At 70.3% G+C, this 16,846-nt stretch carries 15 protein-coding genes; 6 read left to right on the top strand and 9 right to left on the bottom strand.

Annotated features, from left to right (window positions below; all coding sequences use genetic code 11):
* The first annotated feature begins 8 nt into the window (after positions 1–8).
* Both OO70_RS40035 and OO70_RS40030 read left to right on the top strand, forming a co-directional pair.
* On the top strand, positions 9–404 hold the full coding sequence (locus OO70_RS40035; protein ID WP_043683216.1) for a DUF742 domain-containing protein: 396 nt from the start codon (positions 9–11) through the stop codon (positions 402–404).
* Between the two features lie 48 nt (positions 405–452).
* The gene (locus OO70_RS40030; protein ID WP_043683212.1) at positions 453–1,058 is read left to right on the top strand and encodes a GTP-binding protein; all 606 of its coding nucleotides are present in this window, start codon (positions 453–455) and stop codon (positions 1,056–1,058) included.
* 109 nt (positions 1,059–1,167) lie between these two features.
* On the opposite strand, the gene glpK is transcribed toward OO70_RS40030, so the two are convergent.
* From glpK to OO70_RS40005, 5 genes are all read right to left on the bottom strand, one after another.
* The gene (gene glpK, locus OO70_RS40025) at positions 1,168–2,679 is read right to left on the bottom strand and encodes a glycerol kinase GlpK (RefSeq protein WP_043683209.1); all 1,512 of its coding nucleotides are present in this window, start codon (positions 2,677–2,679) and stop codon (positions 1,168–1,170) included.
* A 75-nt stretch (positions 2,680–2,754) separates the two neighbouring features.
* Complete coding sequence (locus OO70_RS40020; protein ID WP_043683206.1) at positions 2,755–3,480, bottom strand: MIP/aquaporin family protein; 726 nt, start codon at positions 3,478–3,480, stop codon at positions 2,755–2,757.
* 335 nt (positions 3,481–3,815) lie between these two features.
* Positions 3,816–5,468 (bottom strand): GGDEF domain-containing protein, encoded by a 1,653-nt coding sequence (locus tag OO70_RS40015; RefSeq protein ID WP_043683204.1) that lies wholly within the window; start codon positions 5,466–5,468, stop codon positions 3,816–3,818.
* Between the two features lie 100 nt (positions 5,469–5,568).
* Positions 5,569–6,759, bottom strand: a complete 1,191-nt coding sequence (locus tag OO70_RS40010) for a lipid-transfer protein (protein WP_043683201.1) — start codon at positions 6,757–6,759, stop codon at positions 5,569–5,571.
* Positions 6,756–7,181: a Zn-ribbon domain-containing OB-fold protein gene (locus OO70_RS40005; protein WP_043683198.1), complete on the bottom strand. Its 426-nt coding sequence runs from the start codon at positions 7,179–7,181 to the stop codon at positions 6,756–6,758. The genes OO70_RS40010 and OO70_RS40005 overlap by 4 nt, the downstream gene beginning before the upstream one ends.
* A 235-nt stretch (positions 7,182–7,416) precedes the next feature.
* Here OO70_RS40005 and OO70_RS40000 point away from each other — a divergent pair, with 235 nt between their 5' ends.
* On the top strand, positions 7,417–7,953 hold the full coding sequence (locus OO70_RS40000) for an NUDIX domain-containing protein (protein WP_043683195.1): 537 nt from the start codon (positions 7,417–7,419) through the stop codon (positions 7,951–7,953).
* Between the two features lie 2 nt (positions 7,954–7,955).
* Here OO70_RS40000 and OO70_RS39995 read toward each other — a convergent pair whose 3' ends face one another.
* Positions 7,956–10,322 (bottom strand): glycoside hydrolase family 31 protein, encoded by a 2,367-nt coding sequence (locus tag OO70_RS39995; RefSeq protein ID WP_043683193.1) that lies wholly within the window; start codon positions 10,320–10,322, stop codon positions 7,956–7,958.
* A 213-nt stretch (positions 10,323–10,535) separates the two neighbouring features.
* Between OO70_RS39995 and OO70_RS39990 the strand changes: the two genes are divergently transcribed.
* Complete coding sequence (locus OO70_RS39990; RefSeq protein WP_043683191.1) at positions 10,536–12,503, top strand: acetoacetate--CoA ligase; 1,968 nt, start codon at positions 10,536–10,538, stop codon at positions 12,501–12,503.
* On the opposite strand, the gene OO70_RS53070 is transcribed toward OO70_RS39990, so the two are convergent.
* Positions 12,473–12,658: a hypothetical protein gene (locus OO70_RS53070; protein ID WP_043683189.1), complete on the bottom strand. Its 186-nt coding sequence runs from the start codon at positions 12,656–12,658 to the stop codon at positions 12,473–12,475. The two genes, OO70_RS39990 and OO70_RS53070, sit on opposite strands and share 31 nt — an antisense overlap.
* Before the next feature lie 203 nt (positions 12,659–12,861).
* Between OO70_RS53070 and OO70_RS51445 the strand changes: the two genes are divergently transcribed.
* The gene (locus OO70_RS51445; protein WP_051742055.1) at positions 12,862–13,167 is read left to right on the top strand and encodes a hypothetical protein; all 306 of its coding nucleotides are present in this window, start codon (positions 12,862–12,864) and stop codon (positions 13,165–13,167) included.
* Positions 13,168–13,243: 76 nt separating this feature from the next.
* Positions 13,244–14,140, top strand: coding sequence for a hypothetical protein (locus OO70_RS39975; protein WP_043683186.1), 897 nt, complete (start codon positions 13,244–13,246; stop codon positions 14,138–14,140).
* A 71-nt stretch (positions 14,141–14,211) separates the two neighbouring features.
* Here the strand turns inward: OO70_RS39975 and ptsP are convergent, their stop codons facing one another.
* Positions 14,212–15,882: a phosphoenolpyruvate--protein phosphotransferase gene (ptsP, locus tag OO70_RS39970; protein ID WP_043683184.1), complete on the bottom strand. Its 1,671-nt coding sequence runs from the start codon at positions 15,880–15,882 to the stop codon at positions 14,212–14,214.
* 79 nt (positions 15,883–15,961) lie between these two features.
* The gene (locus tag OO70_RS39965; RefSeq protein ID WP_043683181.1) at positions 15,962–16,411 is read right to left on the bottom strand and encodes a PTS sugar transporter subunit IIA; all 450 of its coding nucleotides are present in this window, start codon (positions 16,409–16,411) and stop codon (positions 15,962–15,964) included.
* Positions 16,412–16,846: the final 435 nt, after the last annotated feature.

Below are 16,846 nucleotides of genomic sequence, written 5' to 3'. Positions count from 1 at the left end.
GAAGTGACATGAGCAGAGACGGTCAGGGAAGAGGCCACTGGTTCGACGACGAGGCCGGACCGGTCGTCCGGCCGTACGCGATGACGCGCGGTCGCACCACCAGCGCGGCCCAGCACCGCCTCGACCTGATCGCGGTGGTCATCGCGGAGTCCCAGGCGGACGACTCGGAAGCGGACCAGACGCTGTCCCCGGAGCACGTGGACATCGTCGGTCTCTGCCGTGACGCCCCCCAGTCGGTCGCCGAACTCGCCGCCGAACTCGACCTGCCCATCGGAGTGATACGCGTCCTCATCGGGGACCTCGTGGACGGCGAACTCGTCCATGTGTCGCGACCCGTACCCCCGGCCGAACTGGTGGACGAGAGTATTCTGCGCGACGTGATCTCCGGCCTCCGGGCCCTGTGAGCGGCGCGAGCCACCGCCCCCTACCCCATCAAGCAGGAGAAAAGACCGATGATCTTCGGGCGTTCTGAGCGAGGCAAGCCTCCGGTCGAGCCCGTCACGCTCAAGATCCTGGTGGCCGGCGGTTTCGGCGTGGGCAAGACCACCCTCGTCGGCGCGGTCAGCGAGATCAGGCCGCTGCGCACGGAGGAACTGCTCACCGAGGCAGGGCGTCCGGTCGACGACACCAGCGGGGTGGAAGGCAAGCACACCACCACCGTGGCCATGGACTTCGGCCGCATCACCCTGCGCGAGGACCTGGTCCTGTACCTGTTCGGCACGCCGGGCCAGGAGCGGTTCTGGTTCATGTGGGACGAGCTCTCCGAGGGCTCTCTGGGCGCCGTCGTCCTCGCCGACACCCGCCGCCTCGAGGACTGCTTCGCCGCCCTCGACTACTTCGAGCGCCGCTCCATACCCTTCGTCGTCGGCGTCAACTGCTTCGAGGGCGCCGACCGTTACCCGGTGGACGCCGTACGCCAGGCCCTCGACCTCGACGAGGACGTACCGCTGATGCTGTGCGACGCGCGCGACCGGTCGTCGGTCAAGGAGGTCCTCATCGAGGTCGTCCAGCACGCGATGGCCTACGGCGCGAAGCGCCGCCAGAGCGTCACCGGCTGAGGCGCGGGCGCGGCCCGTACCCCCGCCGACCGGGGTACGGGCCGCAGCTCATGGAACGACGCGAACGACGCACGCGCGTGTGCCTCATCAACGACGCACGCGCGTGTGCCTAGTTGTCGCCCTCCTCCAGCCAGCCGAAGCTCTTCTCCACTGCCTTGCGCCAGTTGTGGTACTCGCGGTCCCGCACCGACGACTCCATGGACGGCGTCCACTCGACGTCCTTCTGCCAGTGCGTCTTCAGCTCGTCCAGGTCGTTCCACACCCCGGTGGCGAGCCCGGCCGCGTAGGCGGCGCCCAGGCAGGTCGTCTCGGAGACCTTGGGCCGGATCACCGGCACCCCGAGAACGTCTGCCTGGTGCTGCATCAGCAGGTTGTTCTTGGTCATGCCGCCGTCCACCTTCAGGGTGGTGATCTGCACCCCGGAGTCCTGGAACATGGCGTCCACGACCTCCCGCGTCTGCCAGCTCGTCGCCTCCAGCACCGCCCGCGCGAGGTGCCCCTTCGTGACGTACCGGGTCAGCCCGGTGACGACTCCGCGCGCGTCGGAGCGCCAGTAGGGGGCGAACAGGCCGGAGAACGCGGGCACGATGTACGCGCCGCCGTTGTCGTCCACGCTCGCGGCGAGGGTCTCGATCTCGTCGGCGTTGCGGATGATGCCGAGTTGGTCCCGGAACCACTGAACGAGCGCGCCCGTTATGGCGATCGAGCCTTCCAGGCAGTAGACCGGCGCCTCACTGCCGATCTTGTAGCCCATCGTCGTGAGGAGCCCGTTCTTCGAAGGCACCGGCCGGTTCCCGGTGTTGAGCAGCAGGAAGCTGCCCGTGCCGTAGGTGTTCTTCGCCGTACCCACGTCGTAGCAGGCCTGCCCGAACACGGCCGCCTGCTGGTCGCCCAGGGCCGACGCCACGGGTACGCCCGCGAGTTGGCCCATGGCAGTGCCGTAGACCTCGGCCGAGGACCTGATCTCGGGGAGGATCGCCTCGGGCACGTTCATCGCGGAGAGGATGGACGGGTCCCACTGGAGGGTCTCCAGGTTCATCAGCATGGTGCGCCCGGCGTTGGTCACGTCGGTGACGTGCTTGCCGCCGTCGGTGCCGCCGGTGAGGTTCCAGATCAGCCAGGAGTCGATCGTGCCGAAGGCGATCTCGCCGCGCTCGGCGCGGTCCCTGAGACCGGGCACGTTGTCGAGCAGCCAGGCCGCCTTGGGGCCGGAGAAGTAGCTGGCGAGCGGCAGTCCGGTCTGTTCGCGGAAACGGTCCTGTCCGTCCGTACCGCCCAGTTCCTTGCACAGGGCCGCGGTGCGGGTGTCCTGCCACACGATGGCGTTGTGCACGGGTTTTCCGGTGGCGCGGTCCCAAAGGACCGTCGTCTCACGCTGGTTGGTGATGCCGAGCGCGCTGAGCTGGTCGGCGCGCAGTCCGGCCTTGGCGATCGCCCCCGCGACCACCGCCTGCACCTTGGACCAGATCTCGGTGGCGTCGTGCTCCACCCAGCCCGGCTTGGGGAAGATCTGGCGGTGCTCGCGCTGGTCGACGGCGACGATCGCGCCGTCCTGGTTGAAGACGATGCAGCGGCTTGAGGTGGTGCCCTGGTCGATTGCGGCGACGAACTTGTCCGTCATGACGACCCCTTTGTCGTGTCCTTCAGAGGGCTGCTCTCAGAAGGTTGTTCTCGGAAGACCGATGGAAGACCGTGCTCAGAAGGCTGCGTTGAAGATGACTCCGGCGAGCGCCCCGCCGATCAGCGGTCCTACCACCGGGATCCACGCGTAACCCCAGTCCGAGGTCCCCTTGTTGGGGATCGGGAGCAGCGCGTGGACGATGCGGGGGCCCAGGTCGCGGGCCGGGTTGATGGCGTATCCGGTGGGCCCGCCGAGCGACAGACCGATGCCGACCACCAGGAAGGAGACGACCAGTACCGCCGTGCCCGACGTACCGAGTCCCTTGGTGAGACCGAAGGCCAGGATCGGCAGCACCAGCGCGATGGTCGCGATGATCTCCGTCATCAGGTTCGCCACGACGTTGCGGATCGTGGGCGTGGTGGAGAAGATCCCGAGCGTCGGCTGCGCCATCTCCTCCTCGGCGTTGGCCTGGAACTGCGCGTAGTAGACCAGCCAGCACAGCACCGCGCCGAGCATGGCGCCGACCATCTGCCCCGCGATGTAGAGCGGGACCTTGTCCCACTTCCCGGTGTCGATGGCGATGCCGATGGTCACCGCCGGATTGAGTTGCCCGCCGGACAGGGGAGCGGCGGTGTAGGCCCCCGCCATCACGCCGAAGCCCCATCCGAAGGCGATGACGATCCAACCGGAGTTCTGTGCCTTGGAGTAGTTCAGTACGACGGCGGCGACCACTCCGGCGCCGAACAGGATCAGGATCGCGGTGCCGATGACCTCACCGACGAATATGTCTCCATTGCTCATGGCGGCTCCTAGGCCCTGGCCCGGGACGGTCGGCCCCGGTCCTCCGTGCAGGGTGCGGTTCCCTTGGCGACTTCAGCCGAAGGCAGGGAGGGTCCCGCGCCCCGCCCGGCGTCCGTGACGAGCGTGCCGTCGCAGTCGAGATCGCCCGTGGGGAAGGGGCCTGAGCGCAGGCGGAGCCCGCGCGGCGCAGTGCCTGGTACGCCGAGAATGTACGGCGATGTCGACCGACACCGGGAAGTGTTCACCGGTGCCCAGAGAGCGTCAAGGTCGCGGACGGCATCGGTGACACCCGCCCTGACGGCCCCTGGAGCCCCGTAGGAAGCCGCCGGCCGCTCTCAGCGCCCGTGCGTCTCAGCCGTCGTGCGGTCGGCCCGTACGGGCGCCGCAGGCGAGCCGCGCAGGATCTCGTACTCGCCCAGCCCGGCCTGGCTCAGTACCCAGCTCGTGCCGTCCAGCGACTTCGCGGCCTTCTTCAGCGGCGCCAGACACGCGGCCGCCTGTCGGTGGTCGGTCACGCTGCCCGGCACGCACAGGACGGTGGCAAGGGACAGTGTCACGGCCCTGTCGCCTGCCGCCCAGGACACGTCCAACACGGCGGTGGCCAGCGGCTCCAGTCCCTCCGGATCGGTGAGCACCAGGAAGTCGTCCCCACCGATGTGCCCCACGCGCGCGTGCCCGGACGCCGCCAGCTGCAGCGCTCGCCCGACCGAGCGGATCAACTCGTCGCCCGCCGCGAAACCGGCCCCGTCGTTGACCTGTTTGAAGTGGTCGACATCCAGCCAACTCAGCGCGAACGCCCGCCCGTCCGCGATCCGCCGGTCCACCTCACCGGTGATCGCGTCCGAACCTGGCAGCCTGGTCAGCGGATTGAGCCCCGCGGCCTCCTCCACCCGCGTCTCGGCCAACGCCCGCACCAGGTCCGCCAGTCGTACGACGCCCACGCACCGCCCGTACCGGTCGACGACCGCCACGTCGTCCGACGTACGGTCCGCGTCGCCGACCGCGACCACGTCCAGGACCTCCCAGGCGGTCGCGTCGGCGCCGATCGTCCGCGGTACGTCACCGAGCTTGGCCGCGGGCCTGTCGGCGTACAGGGCGTGGCCGTAGCGCCCCGACATCGACAGCAGGAAGCGGGACCGGTGCACCGACCGGACCGGCACCCCGTCCCGGTCCACGAGCACCACCCCGGACACGTCCGGCGAGCCGGTCAGCAGCGCCCGCACCTGTCCGGCCGACGCCGTGTCGGGCAGCAGCGCGGCCGGCCGCACGAACTCCCGCACCCACGGCCCCGACGGCGGAGTCGTGGCGAGCCCGGGGGCGCGGGCCGGAACGTATACGTCGGCTGCGGGGACCCGAGTCGCCGGCGCGAACAACTCGCCCTGCGCGAGCTGGACCCCGGCCGCCCGAGCGGTCGCGCACTGCGCCTCGGTCTCGACGCCCTCAACGGCCAGCAGGGCGCCCAACTGCTCGCACAGGGTCCGCATGGCCCGCACCGCGGCCGGCCGTTCCAGCAGGGACGCGTCGAGCTTGACCAGGTCAGGCGCGAGGTCCGTGAGCAGCCGCAGGGGTACGTCACCGTCGCCGACGCCGTCCGCGCAGATCCGGAACCCCTGGCCCCGCAGCTCGGACACGGCCTCCAGGAGCGCGCGTTGCGGCACGTGTGTGAACGGCGGACCGATGTCGACCGTCACCTCCCACGGCAGCCGTCCCGCCTCGCGCACCGCCCTGTGCAGCGGGGTGAGCCCGCCGAGGTCGGCGAGGGTACCGGCGAACACGTTGATGTGCAGCGGCAGCAGCGTCTCCTTGCGCGCGGCGGCGCGGACCGCCAACACGGCCAGCCTGCCGTCGAGTTCGGGGTCGCGGCGGGCCTCGGCCAGGATGTCCCCGGTCTCCGGGCGGACGAGGATCTCCAGCCCTGCGATCCCTCCGGTGGTCAGATTGACCACCGGCTGGAAGGCGAAGCGGAGAGTGTCCGTCGAGGAGCGCACGGCAGCATGATGACGCCACCGGCGTACGCCCAGGCCCAGTTCATAAGACGTTCACGCAGCCTTGCGGGCTGCTCACACCGCGTGCGGGACGCCACTGCGCTCACCGCACGGCGAGCACCGCCGACCCGTGCCCGAACAGCCCCTGGTTCGCGGTGAGTCCCACCCGCGCCCCCGCGACCTGCCGGTCGCCCGCGGCACCCCTCAACTGCCAGGTCAGCTCGCACACTTGGGCGATCGCCTGCGCCGGAACCGCCTCTCCGAAGGAGGCCAGTCCACCGCTCGCGTTTACGGGTATGCGCCCGCCCAGGGCCGTCGCGCCCTCGCGCAGCAGCTTGGCGCCCTCGCCCTCGCCGCACAACCCCAGGTCCTCGTACCACTGCAACTCCAGGGCGGTGGACAGGTCGTACACCTCGGCCAGGGAGAGGTCTTCCGGGCCGATGCCCGCCTCCTCGTAGGCGGCACGGGCGATCGACGCCCGGAACGTCTCGTCGGGCGGTGCCACCGCCGCTGCGGAGTCCGTGGCGATGTCCGGGAGGTCCAGCACCGTGTTGGGATAGCGCGGCGTCACTGTGGACACCGCCCGGATCCGCACCGGCTCCGCCGCCCCGTGCCGGTGCGCGAACTCCATGCTGGACAGCACCAGGGCGGCCCCGCCGTCCGAGGTGGCACAGATGTCGAGCAGCCGCAACGGATCGGCGACCACCGCCGAGGCGGCGACCTCCTCGGCGGAGACGCGCTTGCGATACCGCGCGTACGGATTCAGCGCACCCAGGGACGCGTTCTTCACCTTCACCTGGGCGAAGTCCTCAGGCGTGTCCCCGTAGAGGGCCATCCGCCGGCGCGCGTACAGCCCGAAGTACGTCGGATTGGTCGCTCCGAGGACCCGGAAGCGCAGCCAGTCCGGATCGTCGTGACGGTCCCCGCCCGCCGGCCGGAAGAACCCCTTGGGCGCGGCATCGGCACCGACGACCAGGACCACGTCCGAGAGCCCCGAAAGGATCTGCGCCCGCGCGGCGTTGACAGCCTGCGCCCCGGAGGCGCACGCCGCGTACACGCTCGCCACCCGGGCCCCCTGCCAGCCCAGTGCCTTCGCGAACGTCGCGCCCGCCACATAGCCCGGATACCCGCCACGCACCGTGTCCGCGCCGACGATCGAACCGACGTCCCGCCACTCCAGCCCGGCGTCGACGAGCGCCGCCCGGGCCGCCGTCGTCCCGTACTCGACGAAGCTCCGCCCCCACTTGCCCCAGGGGTGCATGCCCGCGCCGAGCACCGCCACGTCCCCCGTCATGCCGTCACCCCCGCAGGCCGCCAGTGCCAGGTCGTCCAGGTCGTCTCCGGGTCCTCACCGAGCACGCCGGGGACGACCTCCACCTCCATGCCCACCGTCAGATCGGCGACGGTGATCCCGGGAACCGCCTGTCCCAGCACCACGATCCGCTCGGACTCCAGCTCCACAGCGATCAACGCGTACGGTTCCCACGGAAGTTCCGGATCGCTCACATACGGTGACGGTGGCCGGTACCGGCTGTCCGTGTACGACCAGACACGGCCGCGCCGCGACAGCGGTACCTCCTCCAGGTCGCCGCCCGGGCAGCCCGGATTGCGGCAGTGGCCGTCCTCGCGAGGGAAGAACACCGAGGTGCATGCGGAGCAGCGCGTGCCGAGCAGCCGGAAGTCGTCCCCGTCCCCGGTGAACCAATCGGTGACCACAGGTGTGCGTGTCCGCGACAACGTCCCTCCACAGCACTGGATCTGACGGAACGTCAGAAGTGTGCCACGGGTAACGGAAAATGAGCAGGGTGTTTCGGTGAACCATCGAGCCACTTACGGCGTCGTCGTATCGGGAGAGACGGCCGGGGCCCACGGGGGTGGTTCCGGCCGTTTCCCGTTCACTCGCGCGGCCCCCGGAAAGACGCCCTCCGCTTGATCGGATACAGTCCGCCGGGTGTCCGAAACTCAAGCCTCCGTCCCCAACTCCGCGCCGGACTCCCACTGTTCGAGCTGCGGATCGCCCTACGGAGAGGGCGTCTCCGGCTGGCCCCGTACCTGCCCGGCGTGCGGCACCGTCGCCTACCGCAACCCCAAGCCCGTAGCCGTCGCACTCCAGCCCGTGTACGACACCAAGGGCACCGCCCTGGTCGTCATCACCCGAACTGTCGCTCCCGCGCGCGGAGGCATCGCCCTGCCGGGCGGCTACGTCGACGACCGCGAGGACTGGCGGCAGGCCCTCGTCCGCGAACTCAGGGAGGAGACCGGCATCGACGCGGCGAGCCGCGACGTACGGCTCGTCGACGCCATCAGCTCGCCCGACGGGCATCTCCTGCTCTTCGGAGTCCTCCCCGAGCGCCCGGTCGAGGGCCTCCCCAAGTCCGTCGCCACCGACGAGACGGAGGGCTGGCACCTCCTGCGCAGGCCGGAGGAGCTCGCCTTCCCGCTGCACTCCGTGGCCGTCAGGGCCTGGTTCGAAGGCCGGTACATCTGAGGTCAGCCCTCACCGAGCCCGCGCACCCGTACCGGGTGGGACGGCGTGCGCACGCCGTCCTCCAACTCCCGCTCCACGACCACCCGCCGGCCCTCCCAGCGGGCGACGTACCGCTCGATCTCCGGCTCGTCCCCACCGTCGCCCGCATCCGGCACCACCAGCCCGCCCCCGGTCCGCCCCCGGGCGGGCGCCCACACCTCCAGCTCCAACTCCCCGTCGGCGCCCCGCACCGGCAGAACGGCACCCGCGCGCGCGAGCACCGGAATCCGCGACAAGGGGGCGTCGACGAGAATCTGGGCCGGCCCCTCGTAGGCCTGCTCCGTCTCCGTGTCGTACCAGCGCCCCCTCGGCAACTGCACCGCACGCCGGTCCGACCCCGGATCGAGCACCGGCGCCACCAGGAGACAGTCGCCCAGCATGAAGGCGTCCTCGCAGTCCCGTAGCGCGCGATCCTCCGGCGCACCCCACCACAGGGGCCGCACATAGGGCGCCCCGGTCCGCCGCGCCAGATGCGCCAGCGTCATGAAGTACGGCAGCAGCCGCCGCCGTTCGACGAGCGCCACGCGCGCGTGCTCCAGCACGTCGGCACCGAACTCCCAGGGCTCGCGACGCCCCGCGCGCAGACTCGCGTGCGTACGGAACAGCGGCAGATACGCGCCCAGTTGGAACCAGCGCAGATACAGCTCGGGCGACGGACTCCCGTCGAAGCCGCCCACGTCCGGGCCCGAGTACGGGACCCCGCACAGCCCGAGCCCCATCACCAGCGACAGCGAGGCCCGCAACCCCGGCCAGCCGGTGGCCACATCGCCGGACCAGGTGCCCCCGTAGGACTGCATCCCGGCCCACCCGGAGCGCGAGAAGAGGAACGGCCGCTCCTGGGGGGCCAGTTCGCGCAGCGCCTCGTAGGCCGCTCTGGCCATGCACAGGGCGTACACGTTGTGCGCCTCACGATGGTCACCGCCCCGCCCCTCCAGGTCATGCCGGGCCGAACGCGGCAGCGTCGACTCCCCGAAGGCGGCGAAGGACGTCGGCTCGTTCATGTCGTGCCAGAAACCCGCGAACCCCTGCGCGAGCCGCTCCTGGTAGAGCCCGCCCCACCACTCCCGCACACGCGCGTGCGTGAAGTCCGGGAAAACGGCCTCCCCGGGCCATACGACACCCCGCACCAGCCGCCCCGACGCGTCCCGCACGAAGGCGTCCTCGACCGTTCCGCTGTCGTAGACGGCGTTTCCCGGCTCGGCCTTCACCGCGGGGTCGACGATCGACACCAGCCGGATGCCGTCCCGCCGCAACTCCTCGGCGAGCGCGGGCAGCTTGGGGAAGCGCTCCTGGTCGACGGTGAACACCTGGTGCTCGTCGTAGTGGTCGATGTCCAGGTGGACGGCGTCCAGCGGCAGACCGCGCTCCTGGTAGCCGGCGACGATCCGCCGTACCTCCTGCTCAGTGCCGAAGCCCCACCGCGCGTGATGGTGCCCCAGCGCCCACGCCGGCGGCAGCGCGGGAGCGCCGGTGAGCGACACCCAAGCGTGCAGCACGCGCGCGGGGGTGCCCACCACCACCCAGCACCGCAGCGGACCGCCGTCCATCCGCAGCTCGGACGCCCCGGCCCGGTCGTGCCCGGAACCGGCACCTTCCTCGCCCTCCCGCAGCGTCACCGTGCCGTCCCACGAGGTGTCGTGGAACACCAGGTGCGTGGCCGCGTCGGCCACCACCAGCTGCACCGGCATGGTGATGTACAGCGGATCGTCACCCGGCGCGAACGCGTGCCCGGGGTCGGTGTTCCACAGCCGGTACGTCCCGTCGCGCAGCCGGGGGCCCGAAGCGCGCCCGCCGAGACCGAAGAACCGGGCGTCCGCCGCCACCTCGGACCGCTGCATCCAGCGTGCCGTGCCCCCGCCCACCGGCTCCCACCAGCGCGGCGGCAGATCCCGGCGCAGCGTCACACCACCGGGCGTACGCACCTCGACCGCGCCGTGCCGCGACACGGCGACCGTCACCCGCTCCGCCACGACCCGCCAGCCGCCGTCCTTGTCCGGCTCCAGGACCGCCCGGGGATCGGGCTCGGGGCACCGCCCGCCGAGCGCGTACGACGGCTCCGGACCGGCCCCGTCCCAGCCCCAGAAGACGGCCCCGTTCACGGCGACGGTGACGCGCAGCTCGGAACGGCTGAACCGGATGACCCCGCCGCCGGGCCCCGGCTCCGCCTCCCGCACCGGCCCGGGCACCCGGGCCCGCTCCGCCCCTCGCGCGGGCAGCCCGGTGGCGTCGGCACGCCTCCTGCGCCAAGCCGCCCGTACGGTACGCAAACCCTGCGCCGCCCCCGTCGAACCGACCACCTTCACCGAACGCACCAGGTCACGACCGTCCATGCTGCTCACCCTGCCATTACAAGCCCCGGATAACCGTGTCGTTCAACTGCCGTTCACCCGTGGTGGGACCACATCTTCACGACACGGACTATGTGGAGCGCGCCCTGGTGCAGAAGTCGATCACATGGCATCGTCCGTGTCAGCCGCGTCACGCGCACACCCCCGCACGTGCGCGACCGACGCACACGACGCGCACAGTCCGGGAGCCGCCCCATGTCGACCGCGAACCCCCTGCCGCTCTGGCAGCCAGATCCGGAACGCATCGCCCAGGCACAGGTCACGAAGTTCCAGTCCTGGGCGGCCGAACACCACGGAGCCCCCGCCGACGGCGGCTACGCGGCACTGCACCGCTGGTCCGTCGACGAACTGGACACGTTCTGGCAGGCCGTCACCGAGTGGTTCGACGTCCGCTTCTCGACCCCCTACGCGCGCGTGCTCGGCGACCGCTCGATGCCCGGCGCGCACTGGTTCCCCGGCGCGACCCTCAACTACGCCGAGCACGCCCTGCGCGCGACGGCGACCCGCGCCCACGAACCGGCCCTCCTGTACGTCGACGAGACCCATGAGCCGAGCCCGGTCACCTGGGCGGAGCTGAGCCGCCAGGTCGGCTCCCTGGCCGCCGAACTGCGCACCCTCGGCGTACGCCCCGGAGACCGCGTCAGCGGCTACCTCCCGAACATCCCGCAGGCCGTCGTCGCCCTGCTCGCCACAGCGGCCGTGGGCGGCGTCTGGACGTCCTGCGCCCCCGACTTCGGCGCCCGCAGCGTCCTCGACCGCTTCCAACAGGTCGAACCGGTCGTCCTGTTCACCGTCGACGGCTACCGCTACGGCGGCAAGGAGCACGACCGCCGCGACACGGTCGCCGAACTCCGCCGCGAACTGCCCACCCTGCGCGCCGTCGTCCACATCCCCCTCCTGGGAACCAACACCCCCGAAGGCGCCCTGGAGTGGGCATCCCTGACCTCGGCCGACGTGGAACCCGTCTTCGAACAGGTCCCCTTCGAGCACCCCTTGTGGGTGCTCTACTCCTCCGGCACCACCGGCCTCCCCAAGGCCATCGTCCAGTCCCAGGGCGGCATCCTCGTAGAGCACCTCAAACAACTAGGCCTGCACTGCGACCTGGGCCCCGAGGACCGCCTCTTCTGGTACACGTCCACCGGCTGGATGATGTGGAACTTCCTCGTCTCCGGCCTCCTGACAGGCACGACGATCGTCCTCTACGACGGCAGCCCCGGGTACCCCGACACGGCCGCCCAGTGGCGCATCGCGGAACGCACCGGAGCGACCCTCTACGGCACATCCGCCGCGTACGTCATGGCCTGCCGCAAGGCCGGCGTGCACCCGTCCCGCGACTTCGATCTCTCGAAGATCCAGTGCGTCGCCACCACCGGATCGCCCCTGCCGCCCGACGGGTTCCGCTGGCTGCACGACGAGGTCCGCGACGACCTATGGATCGCCTCGGTCAGCGGCGGCACGGATGTCTGTTCCTGCTTCGCAGGAGCCGTACCGACCCTCCCGGTGTACATCGGCGAACTCCAGGCCCCCGGCCTGGGCACCGACCTCCAGTCCTGGGACCCGAACGGCGAACCCCTGGTCGACGAGGTCGGCGAGCTGGTGGTCACCAACCCCATGCCGTCCATGCCGATCTACTTCTGGAACGACCCCGACGGCACCCGCTACCACGACAGTTACTTCGACACCTACCCCGGAGTGTGGCGCCACGGCGACTGGATCACCGTCACCTCCCGAGGCTCCGTCGTCATCCACGGCCGCTCCGACTCCACCCTCAACCGCCAAGGCGTGCGCATGGGTTCGGCCGATATCTACGAAGCGGTCGAACGGCTCCCGGAGATCAAGGAATCCCTCGTCATCGGCATCGAACAGCCCGACGGCGGCTACTGGATGCCCCTCTTCGTCCACCTCGCCCCCGGAGCCGACCTCGACGACGCCCTCCTGAGCCGCATCAAGCAGACCATCCGCGAACAACTCTCCCCACGCCACGTACCCGACGAGGTCATCGAGGTCCCGGGCGTCCCGCACACCCTCACCGGAAAGCGCATCGAGGTACCCGTCAAGCGCCTCCTCCAGGGCACCCCATTGGAGAAGGCCGTCAACCCGGGTTCCATCGACAACCTCGACCTGCTGAGCTTCTACGAGGACCTCGCCCGCAAACGCGCCTGATCGCCCTCGCGGTAGGCGGCCTCGGACTTGCCCTCGCCGAGCACAGCGGCGAAGCCCGAGGCCAGCCGTGCCGCGTCGGCCGGTTCGAGTTCGCCGACGGAGATCCGTACCCCGGCTCGGACGACAGCCGGAACCGCGCCCCGGCCGCGCCCCACCAGCCGTACGACCGCAGCCCGTTGACCACGGCGGACTCATCCCGCACAGGCGCCCAGAGACTCATCCCACTCGCCCCGTGTGCGGGCAAGCTGCCGAACCTCTGGCGCGACCACACCTCCCTCGCGTATGTCGCGACCGAAACCGCCCCCTTCCTCGACGACGCTGTCTTCAAGGTCGGCCCGCCGCTTTCGCCCTGGGCGCTGTGACCCCGGCGCTCGCGGCCACCGGCGGAGCCGTCATCGCCACGCTGCTCCGCGCCGCGTCGGCAGCCGCCTTCACCATGGCGGAAATGCTGCACGCCACCATTTCGCGGGAACTCTCCGTCGCCCTCGCACCCGGCACCGCGCAGGGCGCTTACCTCGGCGCGCAAGGACTCGCCCAGTCCACTCAGCGCAGCACCGGCCCACTCGCAGTCACCGCGGCCATCACCACCAGCCCTCTCGGCTGGACCGATTTCAGCGCCGTCATCGCCCTGACCTGCATGATTAAGCATCGCCAGGCCCGCTAGCCACTCGCTCGGACGCCGTTGTCAGTGCCGCCGGTTACTGTGAGTGAGCATTGATCGACCGTGCACAGGGGGAAACATGGCGCACACCGACCACCAGACAATGCGACGCGTTCTGCGCCGCGAAATCGCAGGCACCATCGGCCTGTTGACCGACGAGCAGGACTTCCGTGCCATGCGGCGCTACCGCAGCTTCACCTTCGACGACCACGCCACCTACCTCCAGCAGGTGGAGACCCTCCTCAAGATCCGCGCCTCCCAGGGCAACCACACCAGCGTGACCCTCTTCGACCCCGAGGAATACGCCGAGTTCTGCGCCGACAGCGGCCTCGACCCCGACACCCCGTCGAGCCGCACCCGCTTCACGGCCGAACTCGCGGTCACCGGCCCCACCATGCTCTACGAGGGCCAGCCGCTGGCCGACCTCGTCCCGGCCCTGGTCGACGAGGCCGTCCGCCAGGCGACCTGGGAGTACGCGACCACACTCCTGGCCCGTCTCGGCGCCTGCGCCTCCTGTGGCGAGGACATCGGCCGCGCTGCCTTCACCCGAGCCTCCGGCCTCCTCGTCCGCATCCTCGACACGGCCAGGCCCGGCAACCGACACCTCGTCTGCAGCGTCTCGGGAGCACCCGAAACCCTCGTCTCCGTCCTCCACGCCGACGAGGACGACGGGGGAGCGACCCTCCTCGATGACGCCGAGGCCCTCGAATTCACCACGCTCCTCGCCCTGGGCATCGCCACCCGAAGCCCAGGCGGCCTCGTCATGCGCACCACCAGCCCAGGCACCACCGACTGCATCTACGGCTGGCGCCTGCGCGGCGACGGCCTCGAGCCCCTGACAGCCGGCGAGGTCTTCGACGCCTACTGCACCGACGTCGAATCCGGCGACCTCATCTCACCGGAATCAGGCGTCGACTACTGCGTGCCGCCCGACCTCGGAGACTTGGAACAGCCCCCGGGAGGACACCAGCACTGAACACGCCAGGGGCGCCCCACCCATTGGTGAGGCGCCCCTGAACCACAGCCGACAACCGGCTTCCTGCCCGACTACTCGCCGGACAGCACCGCCTGAGCCGCTTCGCGTGCCTCCTCGGCACTGTCCGCAGCGCGTGCGGCCAGCGCGGCCCGCTCGCACTGCGCCAGCGTGTACTTAGCCAGCGCCGACCGCACATAAGGAATCGAAGCCGCACCCATGGAAAGGGAGGTGACCCCCAGACCGGTCAGCACACAAGCCAGCAGCGGGTCGGACGCGGCCTCACCGCACACACCGCAGCTCTTGCCCTCGGCCTTCGCCCCCTCGGCGGACATCGCCACCAGGTCGAGCAGCGCGGGCTGCCACGGATCCTGCAGACGGGACACCGCACCCACCTGACGGTCGGCGGCAAAGGTGTACTGCGCGAGGTCGTTGGTCCCCAGCGACAGGAACTCGACCTCCTGCAGAATCGAGCGCGCCCGCAGCGCGGCCGACGGAATCTCCACCATCGCACCGAACTTCGCCCGCAGCCCCGCCTCACGGCACGCGTCCGCGAACGCCTTCGCGTCCGCCCGGTCCGCGACCATCGGGGCCATGACCTCGAGGTAGACCGGCAACCCCTCGGCGGCCTTCGCGAGCGCCGTCAACTGGGTCCGCAGCACGTCGGGATGGTCGAGCAGCGAACGCAGCCCGCGCACACCCAGGGCCGGGTTCGGCTCGTCGGCGGGCGTCAGGAAGTCCAGCGGCTTGTCCGCGCCCGCGTCCAGCACCCGCACGACGACACGCCCCTCGGGGAACGCCTCGAGCACCTGCCGGTAGGCCTCGACCTGCTTCTCCTCGGACGGCGCGTTCTTGCTGTCGTCCAGGAAAAGGAACTCGGTACGGAAGAGCCCCACACCCTCGGCCCCGGCCTCCAGAGCGGCCGGCACATCAGCGGGTCCGCCGACATTGGCCAGCAGCGGCACCTTGTGCCCGTCGGAGGTGGCACCCGGCCCCGTCGAAGCCGACAGCGCCGACTTGCGCGCGGCCGCAGCGGCCTCCAGCTCCGCCTTCTTCTCATCACTCGGGTTCACGAAGATCTCACCGGTGCTGCCGTCCACGGCGACCACCGTGCCCTCGGCCAACTCCCCGGCCCCCGGCAACGCCACCACGGCCGGCACACCGAGCGCCCGCGCCAGGATCGCGCTGTGACTCGTCGGCCCGCCCTCCTCGGTGACGAACCCGAGCACCAGGGTCGGGTCCAACAGCGCCGTATCGGCAGGCGCAAGGTCACGAGCGATCAGGACGTACGGCTCGTCGCTGTCCGGAACACCGGGCATCGGCACCCCGAGCAACCGGGCGACGATACGGTTCCGCACGTCGTCGAGGTCGGCCACCCGACCGGCCAGATACTCACCGGCACCGGCCAGCAGAGCACGGTAGGCGGCGAAGGCGTCGTACACGGCCCGTTCGGCTGTGCTGCCGACCGCGATACGGCGTTCCACGTCCGCCATCAGATCGGGGTCCTGGGCCATCATGGCCTGGGCCTCCAGCACCGCCTGGGCTTCGCCCCCCGCCAGATTGCCGCGCGCCATCAGGTCGGCTGCCACAGCGTCCACGGCCTGGCGGGCGCGCCCCTGTTCACGCTCCGCGTCCTCCGCCGGAATCTGCTTGGCAGGCGGTTCCAGAACCGCCGTTCCCATGTGCCGAACCTCGCCGATCGCCACACCGTGGCTCACGCCGACGCCTCGCAGCGTTGTCTCCATTTCACCCGTCTCCGATAGTGCGGCGGGTCCCGCCGCCGCGTTGGTTGTCCTGTTCACCGTCATTACGACGGCACTGACGTCACTCCCAGGAGAAGAGACTGTCGCCGGCCTTCACATCGCCGTCCTCACGGAGACCGGAGAGAGACTCGGCTGTGGCCTCAAGAGCCACGATCGGGCACACCGGGGACTTGCCGGCGGCCTCGACGGCGGCCGGGTTCCAGCGCACCACACTCTGGCCACGGGTCACGGTGTCGCCCTTGTTGACGAGCAACTCGAAGCCTTCTCCATTGAGCTGCACCGTGTCGATGCCGAGGTGGGTGAGCACACCGTGTCCCTCGCCGTCCACGACGACAAAGGCGTGGGGGTGGAGGGAGACGATGACTCCGTCCACGGGAGAGACGGCCTCGGAAGGTTCACGTACGGGGTCGATGGCCGTGCCAGGGCCGACCATGGCCCCGGAGAAGACCGGATCCGGCACCTCGGTCAGTCCGATGGCGCGTCCTGCGAGAGGGGACGTCACGCTGGTCATGGGAAGCCTCCCAGGGGTGGAAATGTGATGGGGCCGTCACTGCCTGTCCCGGACGGCACACTGAGCAGCAGGGTATGTCATATTTAGTACCAGTTCCGCCCGAGAGGTCGGGATTAGTGGTCTAGACCACACCTCTAATCGATTTGCACCTGCTCTACAGCCGCATGTACAGTCGTACTCCTGCTTGAGGCCGAGCGACGCGACCAAGCGTCTTTGCTTGGCCTGGCAGCATCCAACTTGTCAGATCCTATCTCGGGGTCACCTTCTGCATGCCTGCAGGATGGTGGTCAGAGGGCCGGAAAAACACTGATAGAGTTTGGAACAGCGAAGGGAAGCGCCCGGAGGAAAGCCCGAGAGGGTGAGTACAAAGGAAGCGTCCGTTCCTTGAGAACTCAACAGCGTGCCAAAAATCAACGCCAGATATGTTGATACCCC

Source organism: Streptomyces xylophagus (assembly GCF_000716435.1).
GTDB classification, from domain to species: domain Bacteria; phylum Actinomycetota; class Actinomycetes; order Streptomycetales; family Streptomycetaceae; genus Streptomyces; species Streptomyces xylophagus.
This window is presented reverse-complemented; position numbering and strand designations above follow the sequence as displayed.